This is a genomic window from Vogesella mureinivorans (assembly GCF_007644035.1).
Lineage (GTDB): Bacteria > Pseudomonadota > Gammaproteobacteria > Burkholderiales > Chromobacteriaceae > Vogesella > Vogesella mureinivorans.
Genome location: NZ_VMTV02000178.1, coordinates 238743 through 264776, shown reverse-complemented (window position 1 = coordinate 264776; position 26034 = coordinate 238743). Strand labels below are relative to the sequence as shown.

Here is a 26034-nt window from a genome sequence, read left to right as displayed (position 1 = left end):
TTTCTTGTAAGCCATCAGCTAGCCGGCTCAAACGCTGGCGGTCTCTGCGTAGCTAGCCGGTACACACCTGGTTGCGCCCGCGGCTCTTGGCCATGTACAGGCGCTCGTCTGCCAGTTTCAGCAGGGCGCTGACATCCGGCAGGCCGGCGGCGACGCCTATGCTCAGCGTAAACTGCAAATCGCCCTGGCTGGTGGGGAACACCGCTTCGGCGACGCTGGTGCGAAACGCTTCCATGGCGGCCATCATGTCTTGCTCGCTGCGGGCTTGCATCAGGATGACAAACTCTTCGCCGCCAAAGCGCGCAATGTGCTTGCCGGGGAACTGGTCGCGCAGCAGGTCTGCCACCAGTTTCAGCGCCAGGTCGCCTATGTCGTGGCCGTAGCGGTCGTTGATGCGCTTGAAGTGGTCGATATCCACCATCGCCACGCCAAACGGCTGCGTTTGCTTCAGCACATTTTCAAAGAAATAGCGGCGGTTGGGCAGGCCGGTCAGCGGGTCTTCGCGCGCGGCGCGCGACAGGGCGCGCAAGTTTTCCACGAATTCCACGTTACGCGTTACGCGGCAGAAAAACTCTTCGTGGTTAAACGGCTTGTTCAAGTAGTCATCGGCGCCGGCCTTGATGAAGCGCGCGGTCATGGCCGGGTCCTGGCTGCCGGAAATACCGATGATCGCCAGCTCCTCATGGCTGCGAAAGCGGCGGATCTCGCTGACCATGGTTACGCCGTTCTTGCCGGGCATGTCATGGTCGGACAGCACCAGGCGGATAGTCGGGTCGTCACGCAGCATGCGCAGCGCCGTGTCGGCCTCGGGGGCTTCCAGCACTTCGTACAGGTGGCGGCGCAGCAGCTGGCGCAGATAGCTGCGTATGGTGACCGAATCATCCACCACCAGCACCCGTATGCCGGGGTTGTGGTGGATGCGGCGTATCATCTTGATGGTGTATTCAAACGCAGCGGGCGTGTCTTTGGGCACGTAGTCCACCACCGGCTGCAGCAACACCTTTTCCCGCGTTTCCATATCGCTGCGCGCCGTCAGCACAATGGTGGGGATTTTTTTGGCCAGCACTACCGGTAGCGTTTCGCCGTCCGGGGCATCGGGCAGACAATAGTCCAGCACGCAAGCCATGAAGCTATGCTCGTTCTGGGCAAGAATGGCTTCCACCTCGCGCAGAGTGGTGGCGCATACCACCGCAAAGCCATCGTTTTCGATGATGCGCTGCATGGTGCGCAAGACAGAGGTGTTGTCCTCTACCAGTAGAATCTTGTTGCTGGACATGGTATTCGGGTCTGGGCTAGGTTACAGCCGCCAGGTGGCGGGCCATGTAAAAAACAGTGTTGCTTAGTCATATATACATGGCTTTTGTGAAGATTGTCGCGGCCAACGTGTTATCTGATAAAGCTTCATGGCAGCAAGCGGGACGCAGTGCAGCAGATCGGTTTATAATTTCAGCCATTTTTGCCTCACTCAGACCGAATTCACACCATGACCATGGAACTTGCCAAAAGCTACGAGCCGGGCGACATCGAACGTCGCTGGTACGATCAATGGGAACAGTCCGGCTACTTCAAGCCGCACATGGATACCACCAAGCCGTCCTTTGCCATCCAGCTGCCACCGCCCAACGTGACCGGCACGCTGCACATGGGCCACGCCTTCAACCAGACCATCATGGATGGCCTCACGCGTTACTACCGCATGAAGGGCGACAACACGGTGTGGATTCCGGGTACCGACCACGCCGGTATCGCCACCCAGATCGTGGTAGAGCGCCAGCTGGCCGAGCAAGGCATCAGCCGCTTCGACCTGGGCCGCGACGCCTTTACCGCCAAGGTATGGGAATGGAAAGAAAAGTCCGGCGGCACCATCACCAGCCAGATGCGCCGTGTTGGCTGCTCGGTAGACTGGGGCCGTGAATACTTCACCATGGATGACGTACGCGCCGACGTGGTCACCGAAGTGTTCGTGCGCCTGTTCGAGCAAGGCCTGATCTACCGTGGCAAGCGCCTGTCCAACTGGGACGCCAAGCTGGGCACCGCCATCTCCGACCTCGAAGTGGTTTCCGAGGAAGAAGACGGCCACATGTGGCACATCAAATACCCGGTAGTGGGTAGCGATGAAAGCATCACCGTGGCCACCACCCGCCCGGAAACCCTGCTGGGCGACGTGGCCGTAGCGGTAAACCCCACCGACGAGCGCTTTGCCCACCTGGTCGGCAAGCTGGTCGAGCTGCCGCTTACCGGCCGCCAGATTCCGGTGATTGCCGACGAGTACGTTGATAAAGAATTCGGCACCGGCTTCGTCAAGATCACCCCGGCCCACGACTTCAACGACTACGAAGTCGGCAAACGCCACAGCACCCAGCTCATCAACGTGATGAGCCTGGACGCCACCATCCTGGCTAAAGCGCAAGTATTCGGCTTTGACGGCAGCGCCCAAGGCAGCATCGAGCTGCCGGCCGCCTACGCCGGCCTGTCCACCGCCGACGCGCGCAAAGCCATGCTCAAAGACCTGGACGCCCAGGGCCTGCTGCTGGAAACCAAACCGCACAAGCTGATGGTGCCGCGCGGCGACCGTACCGGTACCGTGATCGAGCCGCTGCTCACCGACCAGTGGTTCGTCGCCATGAGCAAAGTAGGCGAGGGCGACGCCACCGGCCAGTCCATCGCACAAAAAGCCATCGACGCCGTGGCCAGTGGCGAAGTGCGCTTCATCCCGGAAAACTGGGTCAACACCTACAACCAGTGGATGAACAACATCCAGGACTGGTGCATCAGCCGCCAGCTGTGGTGGGGCCACCAGATCCCGGCCTGGTACGACGAAGACGGCAACATCTACGTTGGCCGCACCGAAGCCGAAGCCCAGGCCAAAGCGCCGGGCAAAACCCTGCGCCGCGAACAGGATGTACTGGACACCTGGTTCAGCTCCGCCCTGGTGCCGTTCTCCACCCTGGGTTGGCCGCAAGACACGCCAGACCTTAAAGCCTTCGTTACCAGCAACGTGCTGGTCACCGGCTACGAAATCATCTTCTTCTGGGTTGCCCGGATGATCATGATGACCAAGCACTTCACCGGCAAAGTACCGTTCCGTGACGTTTACATCCACGGCATGGTGCGCGACCACGAAGGCAAGAAGATGTCCAAGTCGGAAGGCAACGTCATCGACCCGGTCGACCTGATCGACGGCATCGCCCTGGCCCCGCTGGTAGAAAAACGCACCACCGGCCTGCGCCGCCCCGAAAAAGCCCCGGCCATCGCCAAAGCCACCGAAAAGCTGTTCCCGGACGGCATCCCGGCCTACGGCACCGACGCGCTGCGCTTCACCATGGCCAGCTACGCCACCTTGGGCCGCTCGGTCAACTTCGACTTCAAACGCGCCGAAGGCTACCGCAACTTCTGCAACAAGCTGTGGAACGCCACCCGCTTCGTGATGATGAACGTGGAAGGCAAAGACTGCGGCCAGGACGAAACCCTGCCGCTGGAATACAGCTTTGTTGACCAGTGGATCATCGGCCGCCTGCAGCAAGCCGAAGCCGACGTGACCAACGCGCTGGAAACCTACCGCTTCGACCTGGCCGCCCAGATCATCTACGAATTCATCTGGAACGAGTACTGCGACTGGTACGTAGAGCTGGCCAAAGTACAGCTGCAAACCGGTAACGACGCGCAGCAGCGTGCCACCCGCCGCACCATCGTGCGCGTGCTGGAAGTGGCCCTGCGCCTTACCCACCCGCTGATGCCGTTCATCACCGAAGAGCTGTGGCAAACCGTGGCCCCGCTGGCCAACGCCAAGCACACCGACAGCATCATGCTGGCGCAGTGGCCGGTAGCCGTGCCCGAGAAGATCAATGCCGCGGCCAACGCGCGCATGGACGCCTTCAAGGACATGGTCAACGCCGTGCGTAACCTGCGCGGTGAAATGGGCATCGGCCCGGCGGTAAAAGCGCCGCTGTTCATCGAAACCGCCGACGCCAGCATCGCCGACTTCGTGCCCTACCTGAAGCTGCTGGCCCGCCTGACCGAAGGCAGCATCGTAGCCGCCCTGCCAGCCGACGACGCACCGGTAGCCATGTCGGGCAACGCCCGCCTGATGCTGAAGGTGGAAGTGGACAAAGCCGCCGAAACCGCCCGCCTCACCAAAGAGCAGGGCAAGGTGGAAGCGGAGCTGGCCAAGCTGACGGCCAAGCTGGAGAAGCCGGGCTATATCGATAAAGCCCCGGCGCATCTGGTAGAGCGCGACAAGGCGCAGCTGGCGGAGCTGAATGACAAGCTGGAGAAGGTGAAGGCGCAGCTGGTCAAGTTGGCTTGATAGCGCGTTGTCATCTGTGATAAAACCCCCGTCATCGAAAGGTGACGGGGGTTTTGTATATGGCATTAACTATGGAAGTTATCGATGACGCGGTAGCTCGTTATCTTCGCGAGTACGATCGGTACCACAAGATGGCAGAGGTAACGGCAACTATTGTCAGGCAGATACTTGATGATCATGCTTTAAGAGGCACAGTTCAATGGCGTGCTAAAAATCCAGAAAGACTTAAAAAGAAACTAATTAAGTATATGGATAATAATGAGCATGGAATTGAGCTTTCTTCTGTGGATGGCGTTTTCGGTAAAATAAAAGATTTTTCTGGCGTCAGAGTGCTGACTTATGTTGAATCGGATAGAGTTAAGGTTGTAGATAAAATATTGGAGTACTTCCGAGGGGTTGGCTCTGAAACCGTTGTGCCCGATATAAAGGCACATGGATTTTATAGGGCGACGCACTGCCAAGTTCGACTGACTGATCAGTATTGTGTTGATACTAATTTCAACTTGCGTGATGTTTCGTGCGAAATACAGGTTTGCAGTTTGTTGGCACATGTCTTCAATGAAGTTGAGCACGATATTAGGTATAAGCCACTTTCTGGGGAGATTTCCCCTGCTGAAAATAGCCTATTGGATGCAATGGGGCATTTGGCAGAATCCGGTGATATTATTATTAATCAGCTGCTTGATATGACTTCTGCAAGGCAGTCAAAAGAAGATGGTAAGTTTGCTGATGAATATGATTTTGTTGTAAAAATGAATAGTATTTTTCCATCTGCAAGTAACTTTTCTGAATATTCTGGTCAGGTGTATTCTATCTGTGTGAATGATTTGAATTTGAATACGCTTTCAAAAGTAAAGCAGGCAATTAATTATAATGAGCAAAGCTCTTATTCTGAGGCGTTGGATTTGGTTGCTCGTGTGGGGGGTAAGTTGACTGAGCAAGATATTTCGACAAAGGTTAATGGAAGTACTTCTGATATTCTCTTGGTTTTGTTGTTGAAAAATAGTGAATTTTGTGAGCTTTTGAAGAGGAAATATCCTTCCGGGCGAGGTATTTCACGTGCTAAGCGATTTATGGTGATAGCAAAGCGTGTGGAGGAGGTTTTGTTGCCTGATAATATTTTATAGCCCGTAGGTTGGGCTGAATGAAATGAAGCCCAACGTTCACCGCGCCCCGCAAGGTTGGCCGCATGCCGTCACGGTGTTGCGGCCAACCTTTTTGTCTTGTGTGCCGCTGCGCGGCGTATTGGCATGCCGCTTTCCGCGCGGCGGCGGGATACTTTCTTTTGCGTCGCCAAAAGAAAGTACCCAAAGAAAAGGCGACCCGGGGCTGCTCGAAACCCCGTGCCAAACGGCCCGCCCCAGGCGTCGCCGAACTCGTCCCTCGCTAACGGCTCGGGACTCAAACAAATCGGCGTCTTAAAACCTGGGGCAAACCGTTTGACCCGGCTCGCGCCAACGGGATAGGGCGGCGTCGGTATGGTGTTGTCTGGGCGTAGGGTGGGTAAAACTCCGAGGTTTTTCCTGCCAATAAAATGAAAGGTTGGCCGCAAACATTTACGATACTGCGGCCAACCTTGTGCTGCGACCCATGCCCCCTTGGGGAGCGCCGGTAAAAAGCTCGTAGGTTGGGCTGAATGAAATGAAGCCCAACGTTTACCGCGCCCTGCAAGGTTGGCCGCATGCCGTCACGGTATTGCGGCCAACCTTTTTATTTTGTGTGCCGCTGCGCGGCGTATTGGCATGCCGCTTTCCGCGCGGCGGCGGGATACTTTCTTTTGCGTCGCCAAAAGAAAGTACCCAAAGAAAAGACGACCCGGGGCTGCTCGAAACCCCGTGCCAAACGGCCCGCCCCAGGCACCGCCGAACTCGTCCCTCGCTAACGGCTCGGGACTCAGACAAATCGGCGTCTTAAAACCTGGGGCAAACCGTTTGACCCGGCTCGCGCCAACGGGATAGGGCGGCGCCGGTGCGGTTCTATTAATTGACTGGTTTGTGTGCTTTGGGTCTTGAATGCTTTTGTAGCCTTAAAAGGTTGGCCGCAAACATTTACGTTACTGCGGCCAACTTTGTGCTACGACCCATGCCCCCTTGGGGAGCGCCGGTAAAAAGTCTGCCGCAAGGTTTTAAGCGGCCGATTTGTTTGAGCCCGGAGCCGTTAGCGTAGGGCGAGTTCGGCAGCGCCTTGCGGTGGGCTTTTTGCCGGGGTTTCGCGGACCGCGGGGGCGAGGGGGATGAAAGGGGGCGGCGACCCGCCCCCTTCCTGCCTGCCGGGCGGAACCGGCTGTAATCATCATCCGCGAAGCGGATACAAAGCCCATCCTTCCTATGAATTAAGCGTGTAGCCTGTAGGTTGGGCTGAGTGAAATGAAGCTCAACGTTTACCGTGCCCCGCAAAGTTGGCCGCATGCCGTCACGGTATTGCGGCCAACCTTTTGTCTTGTGATGCCGCTGCGCGGCGTGATTTTCTGCCGCTTTCCGCGCGGCGGCGGGATACTTTCTTTTGCGTCGCCAAAAGAAAGTACCCAAAGAAAAGGCGACCCGGGGCTGCTCGAAACCCCGCGCCAAACGGCCCGCCCCAGGCGCCGCCGAACTCGTCCCTCGCTAACGGCTCGGAACTCAGACAAATCGGCGTCTTGCGCGTGCGAATCTTCGATTCGCTCAGCACAATCCTGGGGCAAACCGTTTGACCCGGCTCGCGCCAACGGGATAGGGCGGCGCCGGTATGGTGTTGTCTGGGCGTAGGGTGGGTAAAACTCCGAGGTTTTTCCTGCCAACAAAATGAAAGGTTGGCCGCAAACATTTACGTTGCTGCGGCCAATCTTGTGTTGCGACCCATGCCCCCTTGGGCAGCGCCTTGCGGTGGGCTTTTTGCCGGGGTTTCGCGGACCGCGGGGGCGAGGGGTCTGCGTGCGAATCTTTGATTCGCTCAGCGATAGAAAGGGGGCGGCGACCCGCCCCCTTCCTGCCTGCCGGGCGGAACCGGCTGTAACTATCATCCGCGCAGCGGATTCAAGACCTACTATGTGATCGCACGAAAAATTGAAAGGTTGGCCGCATGCCGTCACGGTATGGCGGCCAACCTTTTTTGTTTTGTGGTGCCGCTGCGCGGCGTATGTGCCTGCCGCTTTCCGCGTGGCGGCGGGGTGCTTTCTTTTGTGTCGCCAAAAGAAAGTACCCAAAGAAAGGGAAAACACGCAGTCCCGCAGGCTCGCCTGGCGTGGCGTGTTGAGGCTTTGGTGCACCCGATTTATGCCCGCTTGCCGCGCGACCCCTTAATCCGGCGGATGCAAAGCGACACGTTCCGCGACTTGGGTCACAGGGCGTGGCGCCGATAGCCGGATGCATGGGTGATTGAAGACCCAATCCGGCTCATAACGCCCCTCACTGTCAAGTGTCTTTGCCAGTGGCATTAATGGGCGTGAGCTTAAGGAATGCCACCCCGGCCTGAACCCCTGCCCAAAAAAAGCCACCTTTCGGTGGCGTTTTAGCTGGTGATTTTCTGGCTGGACACAATTTCTTGATTGGAAAATGCCTGCAAGAGCATGGGGTTTTGTGCCCGGTGAAAGCGCTCTTTCGCCCGCCACACTGCCAGGTAGCGGTAAAACGGCACGGTGGGGTAGAGGTGATGTACCAAATGGTAGTTTTGGTTCAGCAATAAGGGAGACAGCAGCCACTCGTAACCCACGCGCACATTGGTGGCGCGGTATTTGTCGTCTTTTTGCGTGACTTCATGCGGCACATGGGGCAGAACGCTAAAGGTCAGCACCAGCATCACAATGGCGATGCGTCCGGGCAGAAACCAGTACAGCAGCACTTCCCAGCCAAACCCTGCAGCCACCAGGCCGCCCACGGTAACGAGGAAGAAAACAATCGCCCAGGCGCTTTCCACCAGCTCCGCACGCGGACGTTGCGACATCTTGGGAATGTAGTAAGTGTAATAACGAATGTCTTGCACCATCCAGCGCAGGGGGATTTGCCAGCGTGGTCCACCCACAGCCCAGGTGTCAGGATCCAGGTCGTCCGCCTCGTTGGTAAAACGGTGGTGCTGCATATGGATAAATCGATTGGCACTATACAAGGGGAGCATGATCAAGAAGCAGACGGCCAAGCGCCCCAGCCAATCGTTGATGTTTTTGTTTTGGCTCAGGCTGTTGTGGGAGGCATCATGAAAAACGGTGAAAAACCAGAATGCCGCTATCGACGTGCAGGCCACTGCCAGCCAGGCGGGGATCAGGCCATAGTGCTGTGCGGTAATGGCCAATACATAGACCAGTAACCCGGCTACTGCCAGCATGATCGTAGGCCACGCAATGTAGGGGCGTTGCAGAAGCGTTTTGAAGCGTGCCTCATCGTCTGTAAGCTCAACCATGACCAATTCCTTCATTAAAACGGCTGGACCCGCAGCCGGCCGCCCTTCGGGATTCTCACTATACTAGCCCGGCGAGAGTGTGAACTCACAAGTTGCTGGGCAATGCATGTCGTCTTTCCATCGTTATGTGGCTGCGGGTAGGTATCCGCCGGATTGGTGTGGTGTGAATGACGGGAGCCGGTGTGCGAGGCCTGGGTGGAGTAAGGCAGGTGGGTGTGAGGCGGGTGCTGCTGGGTGAATGCCTGGCTGTGGCTAACAAACAAAAAGCCCGCTGCTTGCGCAACGGGCTTTTGTCTTGGCGCCTCCACGGGGATTCGCACCCCGGTTACCGCCGTGAAAGGGCGATGTCCTGGGCCTCTAGCGCGCAGTATTGTTTCGAATGCGATCTTCTGTCGCGCCAGCGCCTTAGCCCCGCTACGCACCCCATCCCCATGAAAGGTTGGCCGCATTCGGTCACGCTGTTGCGGCCAGCCGCTACCCCGCCCGCTGCGTATTTTTCGTGGTATTCAGCCCGCTGGCGTGATGACCTGTGCAAAATTTCGATATGATGGCGCTGGATGCCATTCGGGATACGCCATGTTCAAACCGGTGCTTTTATGCTTGCTGCTGCTATTGCCGTGCGCGCACGGCCTGGCCTTGCGTATTGCTACCGGCGAGCTGCCACCCTACGCCACGCAGGAGCGACCGGACCAAGGGGTGGCGTTGCAGATTGTGCGCCGTGCCTTTGCGCTGGCGGGCCATTCGGTGGAATACCATTTCATGCCCTGGACGCGGGCGCTGGAGGAAACCGCCAGCGGCCGCTGGGATGCCTCGGCGTACTGGGGGTACAACGCCGAGCGTAATGCCCGCTTTCTGAGTAGTGATACCGTGCTGGTCGAGCAGTGGGTGTTTGTTCACCGTCGTGACATGCGCTTTGACTGGAAGGTGCTGCCAGACCTGCAGCCTTACCGCCTGGCGACGATTGCCAATTACACCTACACCCCCGAGCTATGGCAGCTGCTGCACCAGGGGCGGCTGCAGGGGGATGCCACGCCGGATGACGCGCTGGCCTTGCGCAAGCTGCTGGCGCGGCGGGTGGATGTGGTGCCGATAGAGCGCAATGTGGCGTGCTATTTGCTGGCCAGGCACTTTACGATGGCGCAGGCGGAGAAGCTGCATGTTCACCCGCGCTTGCTGACCGATCAGTTCACTACCCACTTGCTATTGCCACGGGTGTTGCCGGGTAGCGCGGCCTTGCTGGCGGATTTCAACCGGGGTTTGCAGCGGCTCAAAGCGAGTGGCGAGCATGCGCGCCTGCTAAAAGGGGTGAATTGCCCGCGTGGCTGGTAACGGGGCGGGTGAGGCGGGTTTTGCCCAGGAGGGGCGGTGTGGTGCACCATGCAAAAAGCCCGCTGCTTGCGCAACGGGCTTTTGTCTTGGCGTCCCCACGGGGATTCGAACCCCGGTTACCGCCGTGAAAGGGCGATGTCCTAGGCCTCTAGACGATGGGGACTTATCCATCAAACCCGCCATGCGGCAGATTTTTTTCTGTTTGTGGTGGAGGTAAGCGGGATCGAACCGCTGACCTCTTGCATGCCATGCAAGCGCTCTCCCAACTGAGCTATACCCCCACTGAGGCGTTACCGCGTTGTGTGTTGGTCACAACGTGGGGCGCATAATAGACGCCCGTTTTGGGCGTGTCAAGCGCTGTGCTGCATTTTTTTCGTTAAATGGCCGGTGCTGCGGTTTGCTGCCTACTTGCCTTTATAATGCGCGCTTTGATTCTGCCAGGTGCGTGCCATGTCGGTAGGGCATTACGAAAACTTTCCGGTGGGTTCCATCCTGCTGCCACGGCGCATGCGCCGGGCGGTGCACGCCATCTACCACTTTGCCCGCTACGCTGACGACCTGGCCGACGAGGGCGATGCGCAGCCGGCAGAAAGGTTGGCCGCACTGCAGGCGCTGCGCGACGAGCTGGGCCGTATCGAGGCCGGGCAGGCACCGCAGACGGCGCTGATGCAGCGCCTGGCGGTGGTGATAGCCGAATACAAGCTGCCGCTGGCACCGTTTTACGATTTGCTGTCGGCGTTTAGCCAGGACGTGGAAAAAACGCGCTACCAGAACTTTGCCGAGCTGGTGGACTACTGCCGCCGTTCGGCCAACCCGGTGGGGCGGCTGATGCTGCACCTGTACGGCGAGCACGACCCGCGCAGCGTGGCCATGTCGGACGGCATTTGCACCGCGCTGCAGCTGATCAACTTCTGGCAGGATGTGGCAGTGGATTGGGACAAAGGCCGCGTGTATATCCCGCAGGAAGACCTGGCGCGTTTTCGCATCAGCGAGGCACAGATCGCTGCGCGTGATGCCGGCGGCGTGTGGCCCATGCTGATGGATAAAGAAGTAAAACGTGCGCTGGCCATGCTGGAAGCCGGCTCGCCGCTGGCGCTGAAGCTGCAAGGCCGCCTGGGGCTGGAGCTGCGCATGATTGTGCTGGGTGGCGAGCGCATACTGAAAAAGATTCACGACGCCCGTGGCGATGTGCTGACACAGCGCCCGGTGCTGGTGTGGAAAGACTGGCTGTACATTATCTGGAAGGCGTTTAGCGCGCCGTACAGCAAAAAGAGGAGGCGGGCGTGACCCCCCAACAATATTGCGAAGACAAAGCCGCCAAGAGCGGCTCCAGCTTCTATAGCAGCTTTCGCTACCTGCCGGCCGACAAGCGCGACGCCATGGTGGCGCTGTACGCGTTTTGCCGCGAGGTGGACGACGTGGTAGACGAGATTCACGACGACAACGTGGCGCGTACCACGCTGGCGTGGTGGCGCACCGAGCTGGCGGCGCTGTACGAGGGCACGCCCACGCACCCGGTGATGCAGGCGCTGAAGCCGCATGTGGCAGCGTTCGACCTGCCGCAAGCCTGGCTGGCCGAGATCATCGACGGCATGCAGATGGACCTGGACGTGCCGCGCTACAGCCGCTATAGCGACCTGCAGCTGTACTGCCACCGCGTGGCCGGCGTCGTGGGGCAGCTGTCGGCGCAGATTTTCGGCTACACCGACCGCGCCACGCTGAAATACGCGCACGAGCTGGGGCTGGCGTTCCAGCTGACCAATATCATCCGCGATGTAGGCGAAGACGCGCGCCGTGGCCGCCTGTACCTGCCGGTGGAAGACCTGCAGCGCTTTGGCGTGCCGGCAGCCGACATCATGGCGTACAAAGAATCGCCAGAGTTTGACGCGCTGATGCGCTTCCAGATCCAGCGCGCGCGCGAAAGCTACCAGAAAGCCTGGCAGCTGCTGCCGGCGGCCGACCGCAAAGCACAACGCATCGGCCTGGTGATGGCGGCCATCTACCGCGCCACGCTGGACGAAATCGAGCTGGACGGCCCGCGCAAGGTGCTGAACCAGCGCCTGTCGCTCTCGCCCGGCCGCAAGCTGTGGCTGGCGTGGAAAACCGCCACCTTCGGCTACAAGCCTTGACCCCACGCGTTGCCATTATCGGTGCCGGCTGGGCCGGGCTGGCTGCCGCCATCGAGCTGGCGCCCGCTGCCCGCGTGGTGCTGTACGAGGCCGGCAAAGCCGCTGGCGGGCGTGCACGGCGCGTGCCGCTGGGCGGCATGGCACTGGATAACGGCCAGCACATCCTGATTGGCGCCTACCGCGAATGCTTGCGGCTGATGCGCACTGTGGGTGTGGCCGTGGACGCACAGTTGGCCGCACAGCCGCTGGCCTGGCAGCAGGTAGACGGCATGGCCATGCGCTGCCCGGCCTGGCCGGCGCCGCTGCACCTGCTGGCGGGCCTGGCTACCGCCCGTGGCTTGCGCTGGCGCGACAAGCTGGCGCTGGCACGGCTGTTGACCTGGCTCAGGTGGCAGCGCTGGCAAATCGGGCAAGATGCGCCGGCGCAGGCATGGTTGGCCGCGCACGGCCAGAGCGAGGCGCTGCTGCAGCGCTTCTGGCAGCCGCTGATTCTGGCCACGCTCAACACGCCCCCGGCGCAGGCTTCCATGCAGCTGCTGGCCAATGTGCTGCGCGATAGCCTGGGTGCCCCCTCGGCGCGTGACAGCCAGCTGCTGCTGCCGCGTGTGGATCTCTCTACGCTGTTTGTCGACCCCGCGCTGCAATGGTTGGCCGCACAAGGCGTGGCTACCCGGCTGGGGCAGCGTGTGGCCGCGCTGCAGCCCGACAACGGTGGCTGGCGCGTGGACGGCGAGTTTTTTGACGCGGTGGTGGTGGCGGTCGCGCCGTACCACGCCGCCGCCTTGCTGGATCATGCGCCGCTGACCGCGCTGCTCAAGGCGTGGCAATACCAGCCGATAACTACCCTGTACCTGCAGTTTGAGGGCAGGGTGCGGCTGCCCGCCGTGATGACCGGCCAGGCCAGAGGCGTGGGCCAGTGGTGGTTCGACCGCCAGGCATTAAGCGGCGAGCCGGGGCTGGTATCGGTGGTAATCAGTGCCGACGGCCCGCACGCCACGCTGGGGCGCGACGCGCTGCTGGCCGCGGTGCTGGGTGAAATGCAGCGCCATGTGCCGGATTTGCCGCCGTTGCAAGCCAGCTGGCAGATCACCGAGCAGCGCGCCACCTTTGCGGCCAACGTGAGCCTGGCGCGCCCGGCGGTGCGACTTGGCGTAGAATCCGCCTATCTCGCGGGCGACTGGCTGTGTGCCGACTACCCGGCCACACTGGAAGGGGCTGTGCGCAGTGGCGTCACGGCCGCCCGAACCCTCATGCAGGACTGGACTAAAAAGAATGACGCAAACGTTTGAAAAAGATTATCTGGCCGGCCGTGTGGTGCTGGTCACCGGTGCTACCCAGGGCATAGGCCGCGAAACGGCGCTGGCCGCCGCCGCCCACGGTGCCACCGTGGTACTGCTGGCGCGCAGTGTGAAAGGCCTGGAAAAGGTATACGACGACATCGTGGCGGCAGGCGGCCCCGAGCCGGTAGCCATCCCGCTGGATTTGCTCAAGGCCAGCGATGACGACTTCAACACCATGGCCTACCAGATCAAGCACGCGGTAGGCCGCCTGGATGGCATCGTGCACTGTGCCGCGCATTTTTACGCGCTGTCGCCGCTGGTAGACCAGCGTATCGACGAATGGATGAACCAGTACCGCATCAACACGGTCGCACCGTTTGCGCTGACCCGTGCCTGCATGCCGCTGCTTACTGCCGCCGCCGACGCCAGTGTGGTATTTGTCGGTGAAACCCACGGCCAGCAGGCGGGGCCGTTCTGGGGCGCATTTGGCGCGTCCAAGGCCGGTGTGGGCTACCTGATGCAGGTGGCCGCGTCCGAGTGGGATGCGTACCCGAACCTGCGGGTAAACCTGCTGGTGCCCGGCCCGGTCAACTCGCCGCAGCGCACGCGCACCCACCCGGGTGAAGCCAAGAGCGAGCGCGGCAACCTGGCCGACCTGATGCCGCACATGCTGTACTGGCTGGGTAGCGCCAGCCGTGGCCGCAGTGGTGAAACCACGGTGCTGGATTTGCGCACTATTGCATAAGGATACTGAATGCGGGCTTATCTGTTACTGCCCATGCTGGTGTTGCTCACCGGTTGCAATTGGGTCATGAATGTCAGCGGGCTGGCTGCCGAGTCCAACAAGGCGATAGGTGCGTCCTGCCGCCAGACCGGCCGTTCGCTGGAGGAGTGTTACAACCGTAACCCCGACGCAGATAAGGCGCAGGTGTATGCCGGCTGGCGCGAAATGCACGAGTATATGACCAAGAACAAGCTGGAAACGGTTACCCCGCCACCCGACCCGACACCGCCGCCGCCAGAGGCGGAGGCGTCGGCACCGCCCGCAGCGGCAGAGGGCGCCGCACACGACGACCCGGCTCAAAAAAAAAGTGATCAGCCTGTAGCTGCACCCGCTGCACACGGTGGTGCGGCTACCCCCGGTGCGGCTGCGGCCGCGCCGGCCGCACCGGCAGGCAAGCGCGTGATTACCAACGAAGAAGCCGAAGAGCTGGCCAAGCACGACCCGCTGATTGATTCCATCCTGTCTACCGTACGCGGGGCCGAGAAGGCTGAAAACGCCGACAAGGGCGCCCCCAGCGCTACCGACAACCGCCTGCTGAATATCCTGAACGACCTGGAAGCCGAGAAAAACGGCACCGCCCCGGCCGCCAAACCCGCACCCGCGCCTGCCAAACCTGCCGGCTCGCACTAAGCGGCCTTGCTGCGCGGCTGTGCTGGCTGTCGTGACCTGACAGCCGTACTGGCTCATAATCCCCCCATGGCAAAACTCAAGACGCAATATCAATGCGGCGAGTGCGGTGGCACCTCGCCCAAATGGCAAGGCCAGTGCCCGCACTGCGGTGCCTGGAACAGCCTGGCCGAAACCGTGGCCGCGCCGCCCGCCGTGGCGGCCAACGCCCGCTTCCAGAGCTGGACCGCGCAAACCCAGCCGGTGCAGCAGCTGTCGCAGGTGCAGGCCGCCGAAGTGCCGCGCGAGTCGTGCGGTATCGAAGAGCTGGACCGAGTGCTGGGCGGCGGCATCGTAAAAGGGGCCGTCATCCTGCTGGGCGGCGACCCCGGCATTGGCAAATCCACGCTGCTGCTGCAGGCGCTGGCCACCATCGGGGCCAGCCGCAAGGTGCTGTACGTGTCCGGCGAGGAATCGCCGCAGCAGATCGCCCTGCGCGCCAGCCGCCTGGCGGTGGATGCCAGCCGCGTGCGGCTGCTGTCCGAAATCCGCCTGGAGGCCATCATCCCGGCCCTGCTGGCCGAAATGCCTGAAGTGGCGGTAATCGACTCCATCCAGACGCTGTATTCCGACCAGGTGACCTCGGCCCCCGGCTCGGTATCGCAGGTGCGCGAGTGCGCGGCGCAGCTCACGCGTATCGCCAAGCAAAGCGGCATCACCATCATCCTGGTGGGCCACGTCACCAAAGAAGGCTCGCTGGCCGGCCCGCGTGTGCTGGAGCACATCGTGGATACCGTGCTGTATTTCGAGGGCGACAGCCACTCCAGCTACCGCATGATCCGCGCCATCAAAAACCGCTTTGGTGCGGCCAACGAGCTGGGCGTGTTTGCCATGACCGACCGCGGCCTGCGCGGCGTGTCCAACCCGTCGGCCATTTTCTTGTCCAGCTATCGCGACGATGTGTCCGGCTCCTGCGTGCTGGTGACGCAAGAAGGCAGCCGCCCGCTGCTGGTGGAAATCCAGGCGCTGGTGGACGACGCGCACGGCTTTCAGCCCAAGCGCCTGAGCGTAGGGCTGGAACAAAACCGCCTGGCCATGCTGATGGCGGTGCTGAACCGCCACGCCAGCATTGCCTGCTTCGATCAGGACGTGTTCCTGAACGCCGTGGGCGGGGTAAAAATCAACGAACCGGCAGCCGACCTGGCGGTGATTCTGGCCATGGTGTCGTCGCTGCGGAACAAGCCGCTGCCGGAAAAACTGGTGGTGTTTGGCGAGGTAGGCCTGTCTGGCGAGGTGCGCCCGGTGGCGCGTGGCCAGGAGCGCCTGAAAGAAGCCGCCAAGCTGGGCTTCGAGCGCGCCATCGTGCCGGCGGCCAACAAGCCGCGTCAGGACATAGAAGGCCTGGAAGTCATTGCGGTCGAGCGCCTGTCCGAGGCGGTCGATTTTTGCATTCGTCGCTAAGGAACCCTATGAGCGCCAGCCCCGAACAGATAGAAGCAGAGCGCCCCTGGCTGCTGCGCTACGCCCGCGCCCAGCTGCAAGACCAGGCCGCCGCCGAAGACGCGGTGCAGGACGCGCTGTTGGCCGCACTGGAAGGGCGCGAGCGCTTTGCCGGCCAGGCCAGCGTGCGCACCTGGCTTATCTCCATCCTGCGTTTCAAGCTGGTGGATACCATACGCCGCCAGCACCGCGAGGTGGCCACCGACCTGAGCGAAGACACCGACCTGTCCGACCTGGACGGCCTGTTTGATGGCCAGGGCGCCTGGCAGCAGGCAGTGCGCGCCTGGGGCGTGCCGGAGGAGGGCCTGCTGGCCAAGCAATTCTGGCAGGTGTACCAGCAGTGCGCCCAGGCCATGCCCAAACGCACCGCCATGGTGTTTGCCATGCGCGAGGTGATGGACATGGATATTGCCGATATTTGTCAGAATTTATCGATTACGACGACTAACTGTTCAGTCATGTTGTACCGCGCGCGCATGAGCCTGCGCGAGTGCCTGGAGACACGCTGGTTTCAGCAGGAGATAGCCCGATGATGATGAGTTGCCGCCAGGCTAGCCGCCTGATTTCGGACGGTATGGACCGCCCGCTTAGCCGCAGCGAGCAAGTGCGTTTGTCGTTTCACCTGCTGCTGTGTCGCAACTGCCGCCATTTTCGCCAGCAAATGCAGCAGCTGCGCAGTGGCATCCGCCGCGCCCGCGACGAATAAGGGCAGGGCGGGCGGCCAGGTTGGCCGCAGAGGGTGCTGTAAAAAGACGGCCAGCAGGCTACCCGCTGCTGGCCGTGTCACATCAAGCCGCATCCCACTCATAAGAAGCGATCGTCCGCGTACAGACACGGCATGGCTGGTGTGCGGCTTAGTGCTTGCGTGCCTTGCCGCCGGCGCTGGTTTTCTCGCAGGCATTGGGGCAGCTGGCACAGTGCTGTTTCTCGGTAAAACCGACACAGTTCAGCTGCTGCTTGAGCGAGCATACCGAGCGGCGGCAGGCGATAAAGCGCACTTTTTCTTCGTTGGCCAGCTCGCGAAAATGCTTCATCACGTTGTGGCCCAGAAAGTCGGTAAACAGGATCAGCAGGTCGGTGCCGGCGGGCAGGCGGTCCAGCTTGCGCTGGTGCGAGCTGTTGCGGCCGCTCAGGTGCTTGTGGATGCTGATGCCGAACTCGTCCAGCACCCCCGGGATATTGCCCAAAGTATCTGCCCCTACCAGCATGGCGTTCATGTCATCCACTCCTGCATTGATTGATTTGATGTGTGGATGATAGCCATTCTCATTCTTGCTATCAAGAATAATTCTCATTAAATGTTTGTGACTGTCGTATTGATATGACAAATGTCAAAGACTGACCGGTGTGTCTGCCGGGTAGCCGCCTTTGTATCAGGGTTGATGCAGTAAATAACAATCAGTATTATTCGCGACCCATGACAACAGCCGCGCCGCCAAGACGGCCGCGGCGGCCAACCTTTCCGGACCCGAAACGCATGATGCACACGCTTACTCCCCGAACCCTGCCACTACTGGTGCTGGCCGCGCTGGCCGGCCCGGCGCTGGCCGATGTCACCTTGCCTACTGTTACCGTGACGGCCGGCGATACCGCCGCTACCGCCGCCAGCCTGCCGGATGTGACTACCGCTACCCGCACCCGCACCCCGGCCAAACTGGTGCCGCAAACCATCGACAGCGTAAAAGCAGAGCAGATCACCGCCTACGGCCAGCGTAGCCTCAGCCAGGCGCTGGTAGGCGTGCCGGGTGTAGACGCCAGCGGCGATACCCGTTTTGACGGCGTGACCATTCGTGGCTTTGGCGCCGGTACCGATATGTATCTGGATGGTTTTCGCGACGATATGCAGTACACCCGCGACCTGGGCAATATCGAGCGCGTAGAAGTGCTGAAAGGCCCGGCAGCGGTGCTGTACGGCCGTGGCAGCAGCGGCGGCATCGTGAACCGCATCAGCAAACGCCCGCAAAAAGGCCTGCCGTCCACGGTAAGCGCCGAGGTAGGCAGCAATGACCGCTACCGCCTGCAAGCCGACCTGAACGGCGAATGGCGCGACGATATCCGCGTGCGCCTGAATGCCGCACAAGAAGAGTACGGCAGCTTCCGCAACGGCGTGGACGGCACCCGCAAGCTGTTTGCGCCGTCGCTGAACTGGCGCCTGGCACCGGACCTGAACTGGCTGCTGCAGTACGAGTACAACGAACACACCCGCACGCCGGACCGTGGCATTCCTGGCGTCAACGGCGCTGCGGCCAACGTACCGCGCGAGAGCGTGTATAGCGACACCCGCCGCGACTACATCCATGACGTATCGCAGTCGCTGCGCTCGCGCCTGAGCTACGACATCAACGCCCAGTGGCAGCTGCGCCACCTGCTGGGCCTGATCCGCCTGGATAGCCAGTTCGACAATACCTACGTCACTGGCGTCTCCGGCAGCAATGTCAGTCGCCAGCGCTGGCAGCAAGACCTGCAGGCCGACAACCTGATCAGCCAGACCGAGCTGGAAGGCGAGGTCTACAGCGGCAATATCAAGCACCAGCTGCTGCTGGGCATAGACCAGGGCTGGCAAGAGCGCAGCCCCAAGCTGTACAACAACGCCAGCGCCATCGCTGCGGCCAACCTGTTCCGCCCCGAGGCGCTGGCGCAGTACAACGGCGCCATGCGCCTGAACAGCGACGCCCGCCACCAGGTGCGCAGCCGTGGCGTGTACGCGCAAGACCAGCTGACGCTGGGCGACTGGCAGCTGCTGGCCGGCCTGCGCCACGACGTGTTTCATGTCAGCAGCCGCCGGCTGGATACGGGCGCTAGCGAATCGCGCAATAGCAGCAGCCTGAGCCCGCGCCTGGGCGTGGTGTGGAACGGCCTGCCGGCGCACGCGCTGTACGCCAGCTACAGCAAGACCTTCGCCCCGGTGGGCGGCAGCCTGATCGGCCTCACCCTGGGCAGCCAGGGTAATGTGCTGGACCCGGAATACACCCGCTTGTACGAAACCGGCATCAAGAGCGACTGGCTGGGCCAGCGCGTGGCCACCACGCTGTCGCTATACCGTCTGGAGCTGTACAACCGCCGCACCACCGACCCGGCCGACCCCAGCCGCACCATTCTCACCGGCCTGCAGCGTAGCGAAGGCATCGAGCTGAGCGCCCAGGCGCGCCTGCCAGGCCAGGCCTACCTGCGGGGTGGCGTGGCAGTGCAAGACGCCAGCCTGGTGCGCGCCGAGCCGGCCAACCAGGGCAAGCGCCCGGCCAACGTCTCCCGCCATAACGGCAGCCTGTTTGTGGGTATGGACGCCAGCCAGGGCTGGTTTGGCGAAGTCGGCATTACCGCCGTGGGCAAGCGTTTTGCCGATAGCGCCAATACCACCGTGCTGCCGGCTTACCAGCGCTGGGACGCCCGCGCCGGCTACCGCCAGAAAACCTGGGATGCCACGCTTGCGGTAGAAAACCTGAGCGACCGCCGCTACTACGTCAGCGCCACCTCCAGTGCGCAGATCATGCCGGGCAACCCGCGCCAGCTGCTGCTGAGCACGCGTTACCGCTTCTGATCAGGGTAGTGGCCCGTTAACGCGCAAGGCCTGCCGGCTATGCCGGCAGGCCTTGTGCGCTTATGCTGCGGCCAACCTTTAATGCGCCTGGCTGGTATCGGCCACGCGGGTGGGGCGCGGTGCCAGCCAGATCATGCACGCAGCCAGTACGAAGGACAGGCCGGACAGCCAGAACAGCTCGTTGGTGGACAGCATGATGCTTTGCGCCTGGATCAGCTGCGATAGCTGCTCGCGGCCGGCGTCGATGCTGCCGTTGCCCAGCTGCTGCAGCGCCTGCGGTGTGCTATCCACCAGCGCGGTGAGCTCGGCGTGGTAGTGGCTGGCCTTGTCGTCCCACGCGGTGGTCACGATGGAGGTGGCAAACGCACCGGCCAGCGTACGCATGAAGCTCATCAGCCCGGCGGCAGACGCCATTTCTTCCGGCTCGACGCTGGCCATGGCCAGGCCGGTAAGCGGCACAAAGAAAAACGGCATGCCCACCCCCTGGAACAGCAGCGGCAGCGCCACCTGCCAGAAGCCCATATCGGTGGTGCCAAAGCTGCGGTACAGGGTAACCGCCCCCAGCCACATCACGCCGGCAAACACCAGTGGGCGCGGGTCCATCTTTTGCGATAGCTGCGCGGCCAGCGGGGCTACCAGCACGGCCAGGATGCCGCTCATGGCGGTGGCGTGGCCGGCTTCGGTGGCGGTGTAGCCCATATAGGCCTGTAGCCACTGCGGCGTGAGCACCGTGGCACCAAAAAACGAGCCGAACGCCAGCGAGATGGTGGCCACGCTGACCCAGTAACCGCGGTGGCGGAACACGCGCAGGTTCACCACCGGGTCGCGCTCGGTGAGCTCCCAGATCATGAAGGCGGCAAAGCCGATGGCGCTGACCACGGCCAGGCCCACGATGATGGGCGAGCCGAACCAGTCCAGGTTTTTGCCTTCGTCGATCATGATCTGGAACGCGCCCACCCACAGCACCAGCAGCGCCAGGCCAATGGTGTCAAAGCGCATCTTCATGAGGGGGCTCTGGTAGCGTTTGAGCAGGTGCCAGCCAAAGTAGCCGCAGGCAATGGCGATGGGCACGTTGATGTAGAAGATCCACGGCCAGCTGGCTTCGTCGCACAGCACGCCACCCAGAATGGGGCCCATGATGGGCGCCACCAGCGTGGTCATGCTCCACAGACCAATGGCGGCGCCGGCTTTTTCTTTGGGGAAAATCTGCAGCAGCAGCGTTTGCGACATCGGCATCAGCGGGCCGCCGGCCAGGCCTTGCAGCACGCGGAACAGGATCAGCATTTCCAGCGAGGTGGCCATGCCGCACAGCAGCGAAAACACGCCGAACAGCATCATGGCGCCGGCAAACAGCCGCACGGTGCCAAAGCGCGCCGCCAGCCAGCCGGTCAGCGGTACGGTAATGGCCTCGGCCACCGCGTAAGACGTGATGACATAGGTACCCTGGCTGGACGACACGCCCAGGCTGCCAGCGATATTGGGTACCGACACGTTGGCAATGGTGGTGTCCAGCACGGCCACAAAGTTGGCCGCAGCCAGCAGCAGGGCCGCCAGCCATAGCTGGCCGCCTTGCAGCGGGACAATAGGCGGGGAGTTGGGCGCGGACATGCGGCCTCCTTATTCGCTACGGGTGTCGATGGTGGCGGTCATCGACAGCCCCACTTGCAGCGGGTGCTGGCGCAGCTCGGCCGGGTCCAGCGCGATGCGTACCGGCACGCGCTGTACCACCTTGATCCAGTTGCCGGTGGCGTTCTGTGCCGGAATGGTGGCAAACGCCGCACCGGAGCCACCGGCCAGGCCGGCTACCTTGCCGTGGTAGGCCACCTCGCTACCGTACAGGTCAGCCTTTAGCGTCACCGGCTGGCCAATGCGCACGGTACGCAGCTGGGCTTCCTTGAAGTTGGCATCCACGTGCACGGCCTGCAGCGGCACCACGGACAATAATTGGCTGCCGGCCTGTACGCGCTGGCCCAGCTGTACCTGGCGTTTGGCGACCACGCCGTCTACCGGGGCGCGAATCACGGTGCGCGCCAGGTCTACGCGGGCTTGGTCACGCTTGGCGCGCGCCAGTGCCACTTCCGGGTTGGTCTCCACACTGGTGTCGCGGGTCAGCGTCTGGTTGGCTTTCAGGCTGCCTTCGGCGGCGCGCAGGTTGGCCGCGCTCTGTCTGGCGGCCGCTTCGGCGGCCTGGTGGGCGGCCTCGGCTACGTTCAGTGCGCTGCGGGCATTGCTGACTTCTTCACCGGATACCGAGCCGTTTTTGGCCAGTGCCTGGCGGCGGTTGTAGTCCAGGCGGGCGCGCTCCAGCTCGGCTTGCGCCGAAACCAGCTGCGCCTGGCTGCGTACCTGTTCGGCGGCGCGGGCTTGTACCTGGGCGCCGAGGCCTTCATCGCTGGCCAGGTAGCCTTGCACGCGGCGCTGGGCGCGCGCCAGCTCGGCTTCGGCCTGGGTCAGCGCCAGGCGGGCGTCGGTGTCGTCCAGCGTTACCAGCACGTCGCCGCGTTTCACCGCCTGGGTGTCCACCACATTCACCTGGCGCACGGTGCCGCCTACTTCGGGGGTGAGCTGCGCCATTTCGGCGGCCACGTAGGCGTTGTCGGTGCTGACATGGTGCGAGGCCACCAGATACCAGTAGCTGCCGTAGGCCACGGCGCCCACGGCTACCACGCCGCCCAGCAGGGCAAACAGGGTTTTGCGGCGCGCGCCAGGGTTGGCCGCATCGGCCGGCATGGCTTGGGTGGGGGTGTCCTGGGCGGGGAGGGCTTGGGTGTGTTCGCTCATGATGGGGTGCTTTCTCTCAATAGTATGTGTCGGGTCAGGCCGGGCGGCTGCTGCCACCCAGGGCCTTGGTCAGGGCGATGTCCAGCTGGGCCTGCTGGCTTTGCAGCTGGGCCAGCGTGCGGCGGGTGGCGATCACGCTGTCTTCGGCATTCAGTACGTCCAGGTAGCTGGCCAGGCCGCCCTGGTAGCGGTCGTGGGTGAGCTCCCACGCACGCTGGGCGGCGTCCAGCGCCTGGCTGCGCTCTGCCAGCTGTGCGGCCAACCCTTGCTGGCGGGTATAGGCCTGGGCGATGTCCTGTAATGCTTGCAGCAGGGTCTGGTTGTAGCTGGCTACGGCGCTGTCGTACTCGCCGCGTGCGCTGCGGTAGCTGCCTTGCAGCGCGTCCTGGCGGAACAGTGGCAGGCTGATGGCAGGGCCGAAGCCGGCAATGCCGGAGCCAGCACGGGTGAGCGCATCCAGCCCCAGGCTCTGGCTGCCTACATAGGCGCTCAGGTTGACATTGGGGTAGAAGCCGGCGCGGGCGACCCGGATGCGGCTGGCGGCAGCCTCGGCGCGCAGGCGGGCGGCGGCCAGGTCGGGGCGGTGGCCGATCAGGTTGGCTTGCAGCTGGGCGGGCAGTGCCTGCGCCTGGTTCACGCTCAGCGCCGGGCGTTGCAGGGCCAGGCCTCGGTCGGGGCCGGCGCCCAGCAGGGCGGCCAGTGCCTGGCGCTGCAGGGTAATGGCTTCGTCGGCGGCCAGCAGGTCGGCCGCAGCGGCGGCGCGGCGCGAGGCAGCCTGCGCTACGCTGGCGCGGTTTTCCAGGCCCTGGCTTTCGCGTTCGCGTATCAGGCCTTCGCTTTGGCTGCGTACTTTCAGCGCCTGCTGGCAGGCGTCACGGTCGGCAAACAGCCGCGCCAGCTCGGCGTACTGGCTGGCCACGGCGCTGGTGAGCAGCAGCTGGCTTTGCGCCAGCTCGGCCTGGGCGGCGGCTTGCTCGCTGCTGGCGGCGGCAATGGCGCTGCGGTTCTTGCCCCAGAAATCCAGCTCGTAGCTGACATCCAGCGCCACGCGGCTGCTGGTGTTGAAGCCCGGCGGTACAAAGGCGGCCGGCATGCCGTTGTTCATACTCTGGCGCAGGCGGGTGAAGTCGGCGTTAGCGCTGACGCTGGGCTGCTGCAGCGCGCCGGCTTGCTGCGCCAGGCCGTCGGCCTGCAGCAGGCGGGCACGGGCGCTGGCCAGCGATGGCGACTGGGCCAGCGCTTCTTGCATGAGCTGGTTCAGCTGCGCGTCCTGGTAGCGTTGCCACCAGTGTTCGCCTGCCCACTCGCCCTGGCTGGCTGGCAGGCTCTGGCTACTTTGCAGCTGATTGGCCGGCAGCAGGTCAGGGCTGGCGGGCAGGTCGGGAACGCTGGCGCAGCCGGCCAGCAGGCTGCCGGCACCCAGCAGCAGGGCTAGCCGGGTGCGCGCAAGGGGGGCGGTGGGGGTCTGGGTCATGATTTCGGTCAATAATTAAACTGTACGGTACAGTTATAATCGTGGTGTACAATGGCTGTCAAGATTAAATTGAACCGATTGGTTCAGTATTGGGGGGTAGGCATGCGCGTCAAAACCGAGGCAAAACGCCAGAGCATTGTGGATGCCGCGGCTGCGGTGTTTATGGAAAAGGGCTACGAGGCGACGTCGATGGCGGAAATCGCCAGCCGCGCTGGTGGCTCCAAGGCCACGCTGTATAGCTACTTTCCATCCAAGGAAGAGCTGTTCCTGATGGTGATGAAAACGCTGGCGGAAGAGCGCATGAGCCAGGCCCACGCGCGCCTGACGGCCGATGGCGACCTGCGCGGCGCGCTGCTGCGCTTTGGCGAGCAGATGCTGCGCAACCTGCTCAGCCCGGAAATCGCCGCCCTGCGCGGCATTGTGCTGGGGGAGGGGCGCCGCTCCGGAGTGGGGCAGCTGTTTTTTGATAATGGCCCGGCCATAGGCTGGGGCAAGCTGGCCACGTTTCTGGAAGGGCAGATGCAAGCAGGCCGCCTGCGCCAGGCCAAGCCGTGGACGGCAGCGGTACACCTGCTGGCCTTGCTGGAGGCCGAGTTCATGGAGTGGTTTATTGTCGGCGCGCGCGAGATGCCCGCCGACGAGGCCATTACCGAAGCGGTAGCGGCGGCGGTAGAGGTGTTTATGGCCGGCTACGCACCGTCAAGCGCTCGCGCCTGAAGCCGGGGCGGGAAATATGCAACAAGGGCGGCCTGCGCATGCAGGCCGCCCTTGTTGTTGTGGGCAGGGCAAAATCAGGCGGTAAGGTCTAGCTGCGAAATCAGCCCGGCCTGGCCACCTTCGGTCAGGTACACGCCGGCTTTGCGCATCTGCGCCACGGTCTGGTTGGCCGCATCGGTGTGGCGGAATTCGGCGTCTACGTGCGGTAGCAGCAGGGCGCCGATGCCCACGTCCATCAGGCTGGCCAGCTGGTCTTGGCCACCTTGCTGGCCTTGCCATAGCTGCAGGCGGGCAAACAGCGGGTCGCCTTCGTCGATGGCGCCGTTGCCGTCGCTGTCCAGTGCGGCCAACTCGCCAAAGCCGTTGCCGCTTTGCGGGCCGAACAGCTCGTTTTGCTGGTCGATCTTGCCGTTACCGTTGCGGTCCAGCGCCAGCCAGCCGCCGTTTTTGGGTACCGGCAGGGTGTTTTTCTGGCCATCGTTATCGATATCGAACTGTACGGTGGCGCCGGACAGCGTGCCGGCATCGCTGCCCAGGCTGATCATCAGCGGGTCGCGTGTGGCGGCGCCAAAGTTCAGCGTTTCCTTGCTGCTGATGGCAAAGCTGCGCTGCAGGCTCACATCCAGCTGAAAGCTCATGCTGCGCCCGTCTTGTGTGGTGATATTGCCGCTGGCGGAAAACTGCAGCGCTTCCTGCTCGCTGTAGTGCATTTCGCGCTCGATGCGCAGGCCCCAGTCTTCGTTGCCCTCGTCGCGGCGCGGCTCGTTATCTTGTTGCTGGCCGCCTTGCATGGCCTGGTCTTGTGCCGCCGCTTGCAGGTGCTGCTTGTCCAGCGGGTGCACATCGGACAGGTCGATGCGGATGCCGAAGGTGGATTCCAGAATATTGCGCAGCAGCGATAGCGTGGGGCTCAGGTCGGCCTCTAGCGGGTTGTCGCTGGCTGCCACGCTGCTGCTTGCCTGGCTGGCCTGGCTGGCGTTGCTGTCTGCCAGGCGCTGGCTGATATTGGCCAGCGTGCTGGCTTCCTGGGCGGCGGCGGCGCGGCGGCCGTCTTCACTAATGGCTACCTGGTCTTGCGGGCTGGCCTCGCCTGGGCGTTCTTGCCAGAAGGTCACGCGCTGCTGCGTGCTGTGGGTTTGCTCCAGGTAGTGCTGGCTGCTCAGGTCTAGCGACAGGCTGTCTATTCTCATGGCGATGCTCCTGCGGGCCTGTCTGCCGC

At 62.5% G+C, this 26034-nt stretch carries 20 protein-coding genes and 2 tRNA genes; 13 read left to right on the top strand and 9 right to left on the bottom strand.

The features are described 5' to 3' along the window. Positions 1 to 52: 52 nt before the first annotated feature. Positions 53 to 1276 carry a response regulator gene (locus FLQ44_RS07320; RefSeq protein WP_147693853.1) on the bottom strand — a complete coding sequence of 408 codons (1224 nt, stop codon included), beginning with the start codon at positions 1274 to 1276 and terminating at the stop codon, positions 53 to 55. A 213-nt stretch (positions 1277 to 1489) separates the two neighbouring features. Between FLQ44_RS07320 and FLQ44_RS07315 the strand changes: the two genes are divergently transcribed. Next, positions 1490 to 4306 (top strand): valine--tRNA ligase, encoded by a 2817-nt coding sequence (locus FLQ44_RS07315; protein ID WP_147693924.1) that lies wholly within the window; start codon positions 1490 to 1492, stop codon positions 4304 to 4306. Between the two features lie 71 nt (positions 4307 to 4377). Next, complete coding sequence (locus tag FLQ44_RS07310) at positions 4378 to 5433, top strand: RelA/SpoT-related domain-containing protein (RefSeq protein ID WP_170252868.1); 1056 nt, start codon at positions 4378 to 4380, stop codon at positions 5431 to 5433. Positions 5434 to 7792: 2359 nt separating this feature from the next. Here the strand turns inward: FLQ44_RS07310 and FLQ44_RS07305 are convergent. Continuing rightward, on the bottom strand, positions 7793 to 8692 hold the full coding sequence (locus tag FLQ44_RS07305) for a fatty acid desaturase (protein ID WP_147693851.1): 900 nt from the start codon (positions 8690 to 8692) through the stop codon (positions 7793 to 7795). A gap of 561 nt (positions 8693 to 9253) precedes the next feature. Between FLQ44_RS07305 and FLQ44_RS07300 the strand changes: the two genes are divergently transcribed. After that, positions 9254 to 10006: a substrate-binding periplasmic protein gene (locus tag FLQ44_RS07300; protein WP_170252866.1), complete on the top strand. Its 753-nt coding sequence runs from the start codon at positions 9254 to 9256 to the stop codon at positions 10004 to 10006. Positions 10007 to 10093: 87 nt separating this feature from the next. On the opposite strand, the gene FLQ44_RS07295 is transcribed toward FLQ44_RS07300, so the two are convergent. After that, positions 10094 to 10169: transfer RNA gene (locus tag FLQ44_RS07295), tRNA-Glu, on the bottom strand. 42 nt (positions 10170 to 10211) lie between these two features. Beyond that, a tRNA-Ala gene (locus tag FLQ44_RS07290) sits at positions 10212 to 10287 on the bottom strand. A gap of 169 nt (positions 10288 to 10456) precedes the next feature. Here FLQ44_RS07290 and hpnC point away from each other — a divergent pair. The 8 genes from hpnC (at position 10457) to FLQ44_RS07250 (ending at position 17011) form a co-directional block, all read left to right on the top strand. Beyond that, a complete protein-coding gene (gene hpnC, locus FLQ44_RS07285) occupies positions 10457 to 11293 on the top strand; it encodes a squalene synthase HpnC (RefSeq protein WP_147693849.1) in 837 nt (278 codons plus the stop codon). Then, complete coding sequence (hpnD, locus tag FLQ44_RS07280) at positions 11290 to 12135, top strand: presqualene diphosphate synthase HpnD (protein WP_147693848.1); 846 nt, start codon at positions 11290 to 11292, stop codon at positions 12133 to 12135. Before hpnC ends, hpnD begins: the two co-directional genes overlap by 4 nt. Next, positions 12132 to 13424: a hydroxysqualene dehydroxylase HpnE gene (hpnE, locus tag FLQ44_RS07275; RefSeq protein WP_147693847.1), complete on the top strand. Its 1293-nt coding sequence runs from the start codon at positions 12132 to 12134 to the stop codon at positions 13422 to 13424. Before hpnD ends, hpnE begins: the two co-directional genes overlap by 4 nt. Next, positions 13408 to 14160: an SDR family oxidoreductase gene (locus tag FLQ44_RS07270; protein WP_147693846.1), complete on the top strand. Its 753-nt coding sequence runs from the start codon at positions 13408 to 13410 to the stop codon at positions 14158 to 14160. Before hpnE ends, FLQ44_RS07270 begins: the two co-directional genes overlap by 17 nt. Positions 14161 to 14169: 9 nt before the next feature. Continuing rightward, entirely contained in the window at positions 14170 to 14829 is a 660-nt protein-coding gene (locus tag FLQ44_RS24315) for a hypothetical protein (RefSeq protein ID WP_240801204.1), read from the top strand. Between the two features lie 66 nt (positions 14830 to 14895). Further along, positions 14896 to 16266 carry a DNA repair protein RadA gene (radA, locus tag FLQ44_RS07260; RefSeq protein ID WP_147693845.1) on the top strand — a complete coding sequence of 457 codons (1371 nt, stop codon included), beginning with the start codon at positions 14896 to 14898 and terminating at the stop codon, positions 16264 to 16266. Positions 16267 to 16274: 8 nt separating this feature from the next. Next, positions 16275 to 16838: a sigma-70 family RNA polymerase sigma factor gene (locus FLQ44_RS07255; protein ID WP_147693844.1), complete on the top strand. Its 564-nt coding sequence runs from the start codon at positions 16275 to 16277 to the stop codon at positions 16836 to 16838. Then, complete coding sequence (locus FLQ44_RS07250; protein ID WP_147693843.1) at positions 16835 to 17011, top strand: zf-HC2 domain-containing protein; 177 nt, start codon at positions 16835 to 16837, stop codon at positions 17009 to 17011. The genes FLQ44_RS07255 and FLQ44_RS07250 overlap by 4 nt, the downstream gene beginning before the upstream one ends. Positions 17012 to 17159: 148 nt before the next feature. Here FLQ44_RS07250 and FLQ44_RS07245 read toward each other — a convergent pair whose 3' ends face one another. After that, a complete protein-coding gene (locus tag FLQ44_RS07245) occupies positions 17160 to 17522 on the bottom strand; it encodes a DUF2325 domain-containing protein (RefSeq protein WP_147693842.1) in 363 nt (120 codons plus the stop codon). 260 nt (positions 17523 to 17782) lie between these two features. Between FLQ44_RS07245 and FLQ44_RS07240 the strand changes: the two genes are divergently transcribed. After that, positions 17783 to 19843 (top strand): TonB-dependent receptor, encoded by a 2061-nt coding sequence (locus tag FLQ44_RS07240; RefSeq protein WP_147693841.1) that lies wholly within the window; start codon positions 17783 to 17785, stop codon positions 19841 to 19843. A gap of 78 nt (positions 19844 to 19921) precedes the next feature. Here FLQ44_RS07240 and FLQ44_RS07235 read toward each other — a convergent pair whose 3' ends face one another. The 3 genes from FLQ44_RS07235 to FLQ44_RS07225 are packed head-to-tail and all read right to left on the bottom strand — an operon-like array spanning position 19922 to position 24098. Beyond that, positions 19922 to 21451, bottom strand: coding sequence for a DHA2 family efflux MFS transporter permease subunit (locus FLQ44_RS07235; RefSeq protein WP_147693840.1), 1530 nt, complete (start codon positions 21449 to 21451; stop codon positions 19922 to 19924). A 9-nt stretch (positions 21452 to 21460) separates the two neighbouring features. Then, positions 21461 to 22624: an HlyD family secretion protein gene (locus FLQ44_RS07230; protein ID WP_147693839.1), complete on the bottom strand. Its 1164-nt coding sequence runs from the start codon at positions 22622 to 22624 to the stop codon at positions 21461 to 21463. A gap of 34 nt (positions 22625 to 22658) precedes the next feature. Further along, positions 22659 to 24098, bottom strand: coding sequence for an efflux transporter outer membrane subunit (locus FLQ44_RS07225; RefSeq protein WP_147693838.1), 1440 nt, complete (start codon positions 24096 to 24098; stop codon positions 22659 to 22661). 102 nt (positions 24099 to 24200) lie between these two features. On the opposite strand from FLQ44_RS07225, the gene FLQ44_RS07220 reads away from it, so the two are divergent. After that, a complete protein-coding gene (locus tag FLQ44_RS07220) occupies positions 24201 to 24815 on the top strand; it encodes a TetR/AcrR family transcriptional regulator (protein WP_147693837.1) in 615 nt (204 codons plus the stop codon). 74 nt (positions 24816 to 24889) lie between these two features. Here the strand turns inward: FLQ44_RS07220 and FLQ44_RS07215 are convergent, their stop codons facing one another. Continuing rightward, on the bottom strand, positions 24890 to 26005 hold the full coding sequence (locus tag FLQ44_RS07215) for an SPM autocatalytic domain-containing protein (RefSeq protein ID WP_147693836.1): 1116 nt from the start codon (positions 26003 to 26005) through the stop codon (positions 24890 to 24892). Between the last annotated feature and the right edge of the window lie 29 nt (positions 26006 to 26034).

Coding starts and splice junctions, on each gene's coding strand:
- FLQ44_RS07320 (WP_147693853.1), bottom strand. CDS start 1,276: ATGTCCAGCAACAAGATTCTACTGGTAGAGGACAACACCTCTGTCTTG.
- FLQ44_RS07315 (WP_147693924.1), top strand. CDS start 1,490: ATGGAACTTGCCAAAAGCTACGAGCCGGGCGACATCGAACGTCGCTGG.
- FLQ44_RS07310 (WP_170252868.1), top strand. CDS start 4,378: ATGGAAGTTATCGATGACGCGGTAGCTCGTTATCTTCGCGAGTACGAT.
- FLQ44_RS07305 (WP_147693851.1), bottom strand. CDS start 8,692: ATGAAGGAATTGGTCATGGTTGAGCTTACAGACGATGAGGCACGCTTC.
- FLQ44_RS07300 (WP_170252866.1), top strand. CDS start 9,254: ATGTTCAAACCGGTGCTTTTATGCTTGCTGCTGCTATTGCCGTGCGCG.
- hpnC (WP_147693849.1), top strand. CDS start 10,457: ATGTCGGTAGGGCATTACGAAAACTTTCCGGTGGGTTCCATCCTGCTG.
- FLQ44_RS07270 (WP_147693846.1), top strand. CDS start 13,408: ATGACGCAAACGTTTGAAAAAGATTATCTGGCCGGCCGTGTGGTGCTG.
- FLQ44_RS24315 (WP_240801204.1), top strand. CDS start 14,170: ATGCGGGCTTATCTGTTACTGCCCATGCTGGTGTTGCTCACCGGTTGC.
- radA (WP_147693845.1), top strand. CDS start 14,896: ATGGCAAAACTCAAGACGCAATATCAATGCGGCGAGTGCGGTGGCACC.
- FLQ44_RS07255 (WP_147693844.1), top strand. CDS start 16,275: ATGAGCGCCAGCCCCGAACAGATAGAAGCAGAGCGCCCCTGGCTGCTG.
- FLQ44_RS07250 (WP_147693843.1), top strand. CDS start 16,835: ATGATGATGAGTTGCCGCCAGGCTAGCCGCCTGATTTCGGACGGTATG.
- FLQ44_RS07245 (WP_147693842.1), bottom strand. CDS start 17,522: ATGAACGCCATGCTGGTAGGGGCAGATACTTTGGGCAATATCCCGGGG.
- FLQ44_RS07240 (WP_147693841.1), top strand. CDS start 17,783: ATGATGCACACGCTTACTCCCCGAACCCTGCCACTACTGGTGCTGGCC.
- FLQ44_RS07235 (WP_147693840.1), bottom strand. CDS start 21,451: ATGTCCGCGCCCAACTCCCCGCCTATTGTCCCGCTGCAAGGCGGCCAG.
- FLQ44_RS07230 (WP_147693839.1), bottom strand. CDS start 22,624: ATGAGCGAACACACCCAAGCCCTCCCCGCCCAGGACACCCCCACCCAA.
- FLQ44_RS07225 (WP_147693838.1), bottom strand. CDS start 24,098: ATGACCCAGACCCCCACCGCCCCCCTTGCGCGCACCCGGCTAGCCCTG.
- FLQ44_RS07220 (WP_147693837.1), top strand. CDS start 24,201: ATGCGCGTCAAAACCGAGGCAAAACGCCAGAGCATTGTGGATGCCGCG.
- FLQ44_RS07215 (WP_147693836.1), bottom strand. CDS start 26,005: ATGAGAATAGACAGCCTGTCGCTAGACCTGAGCAGCCAGCACTACCTG.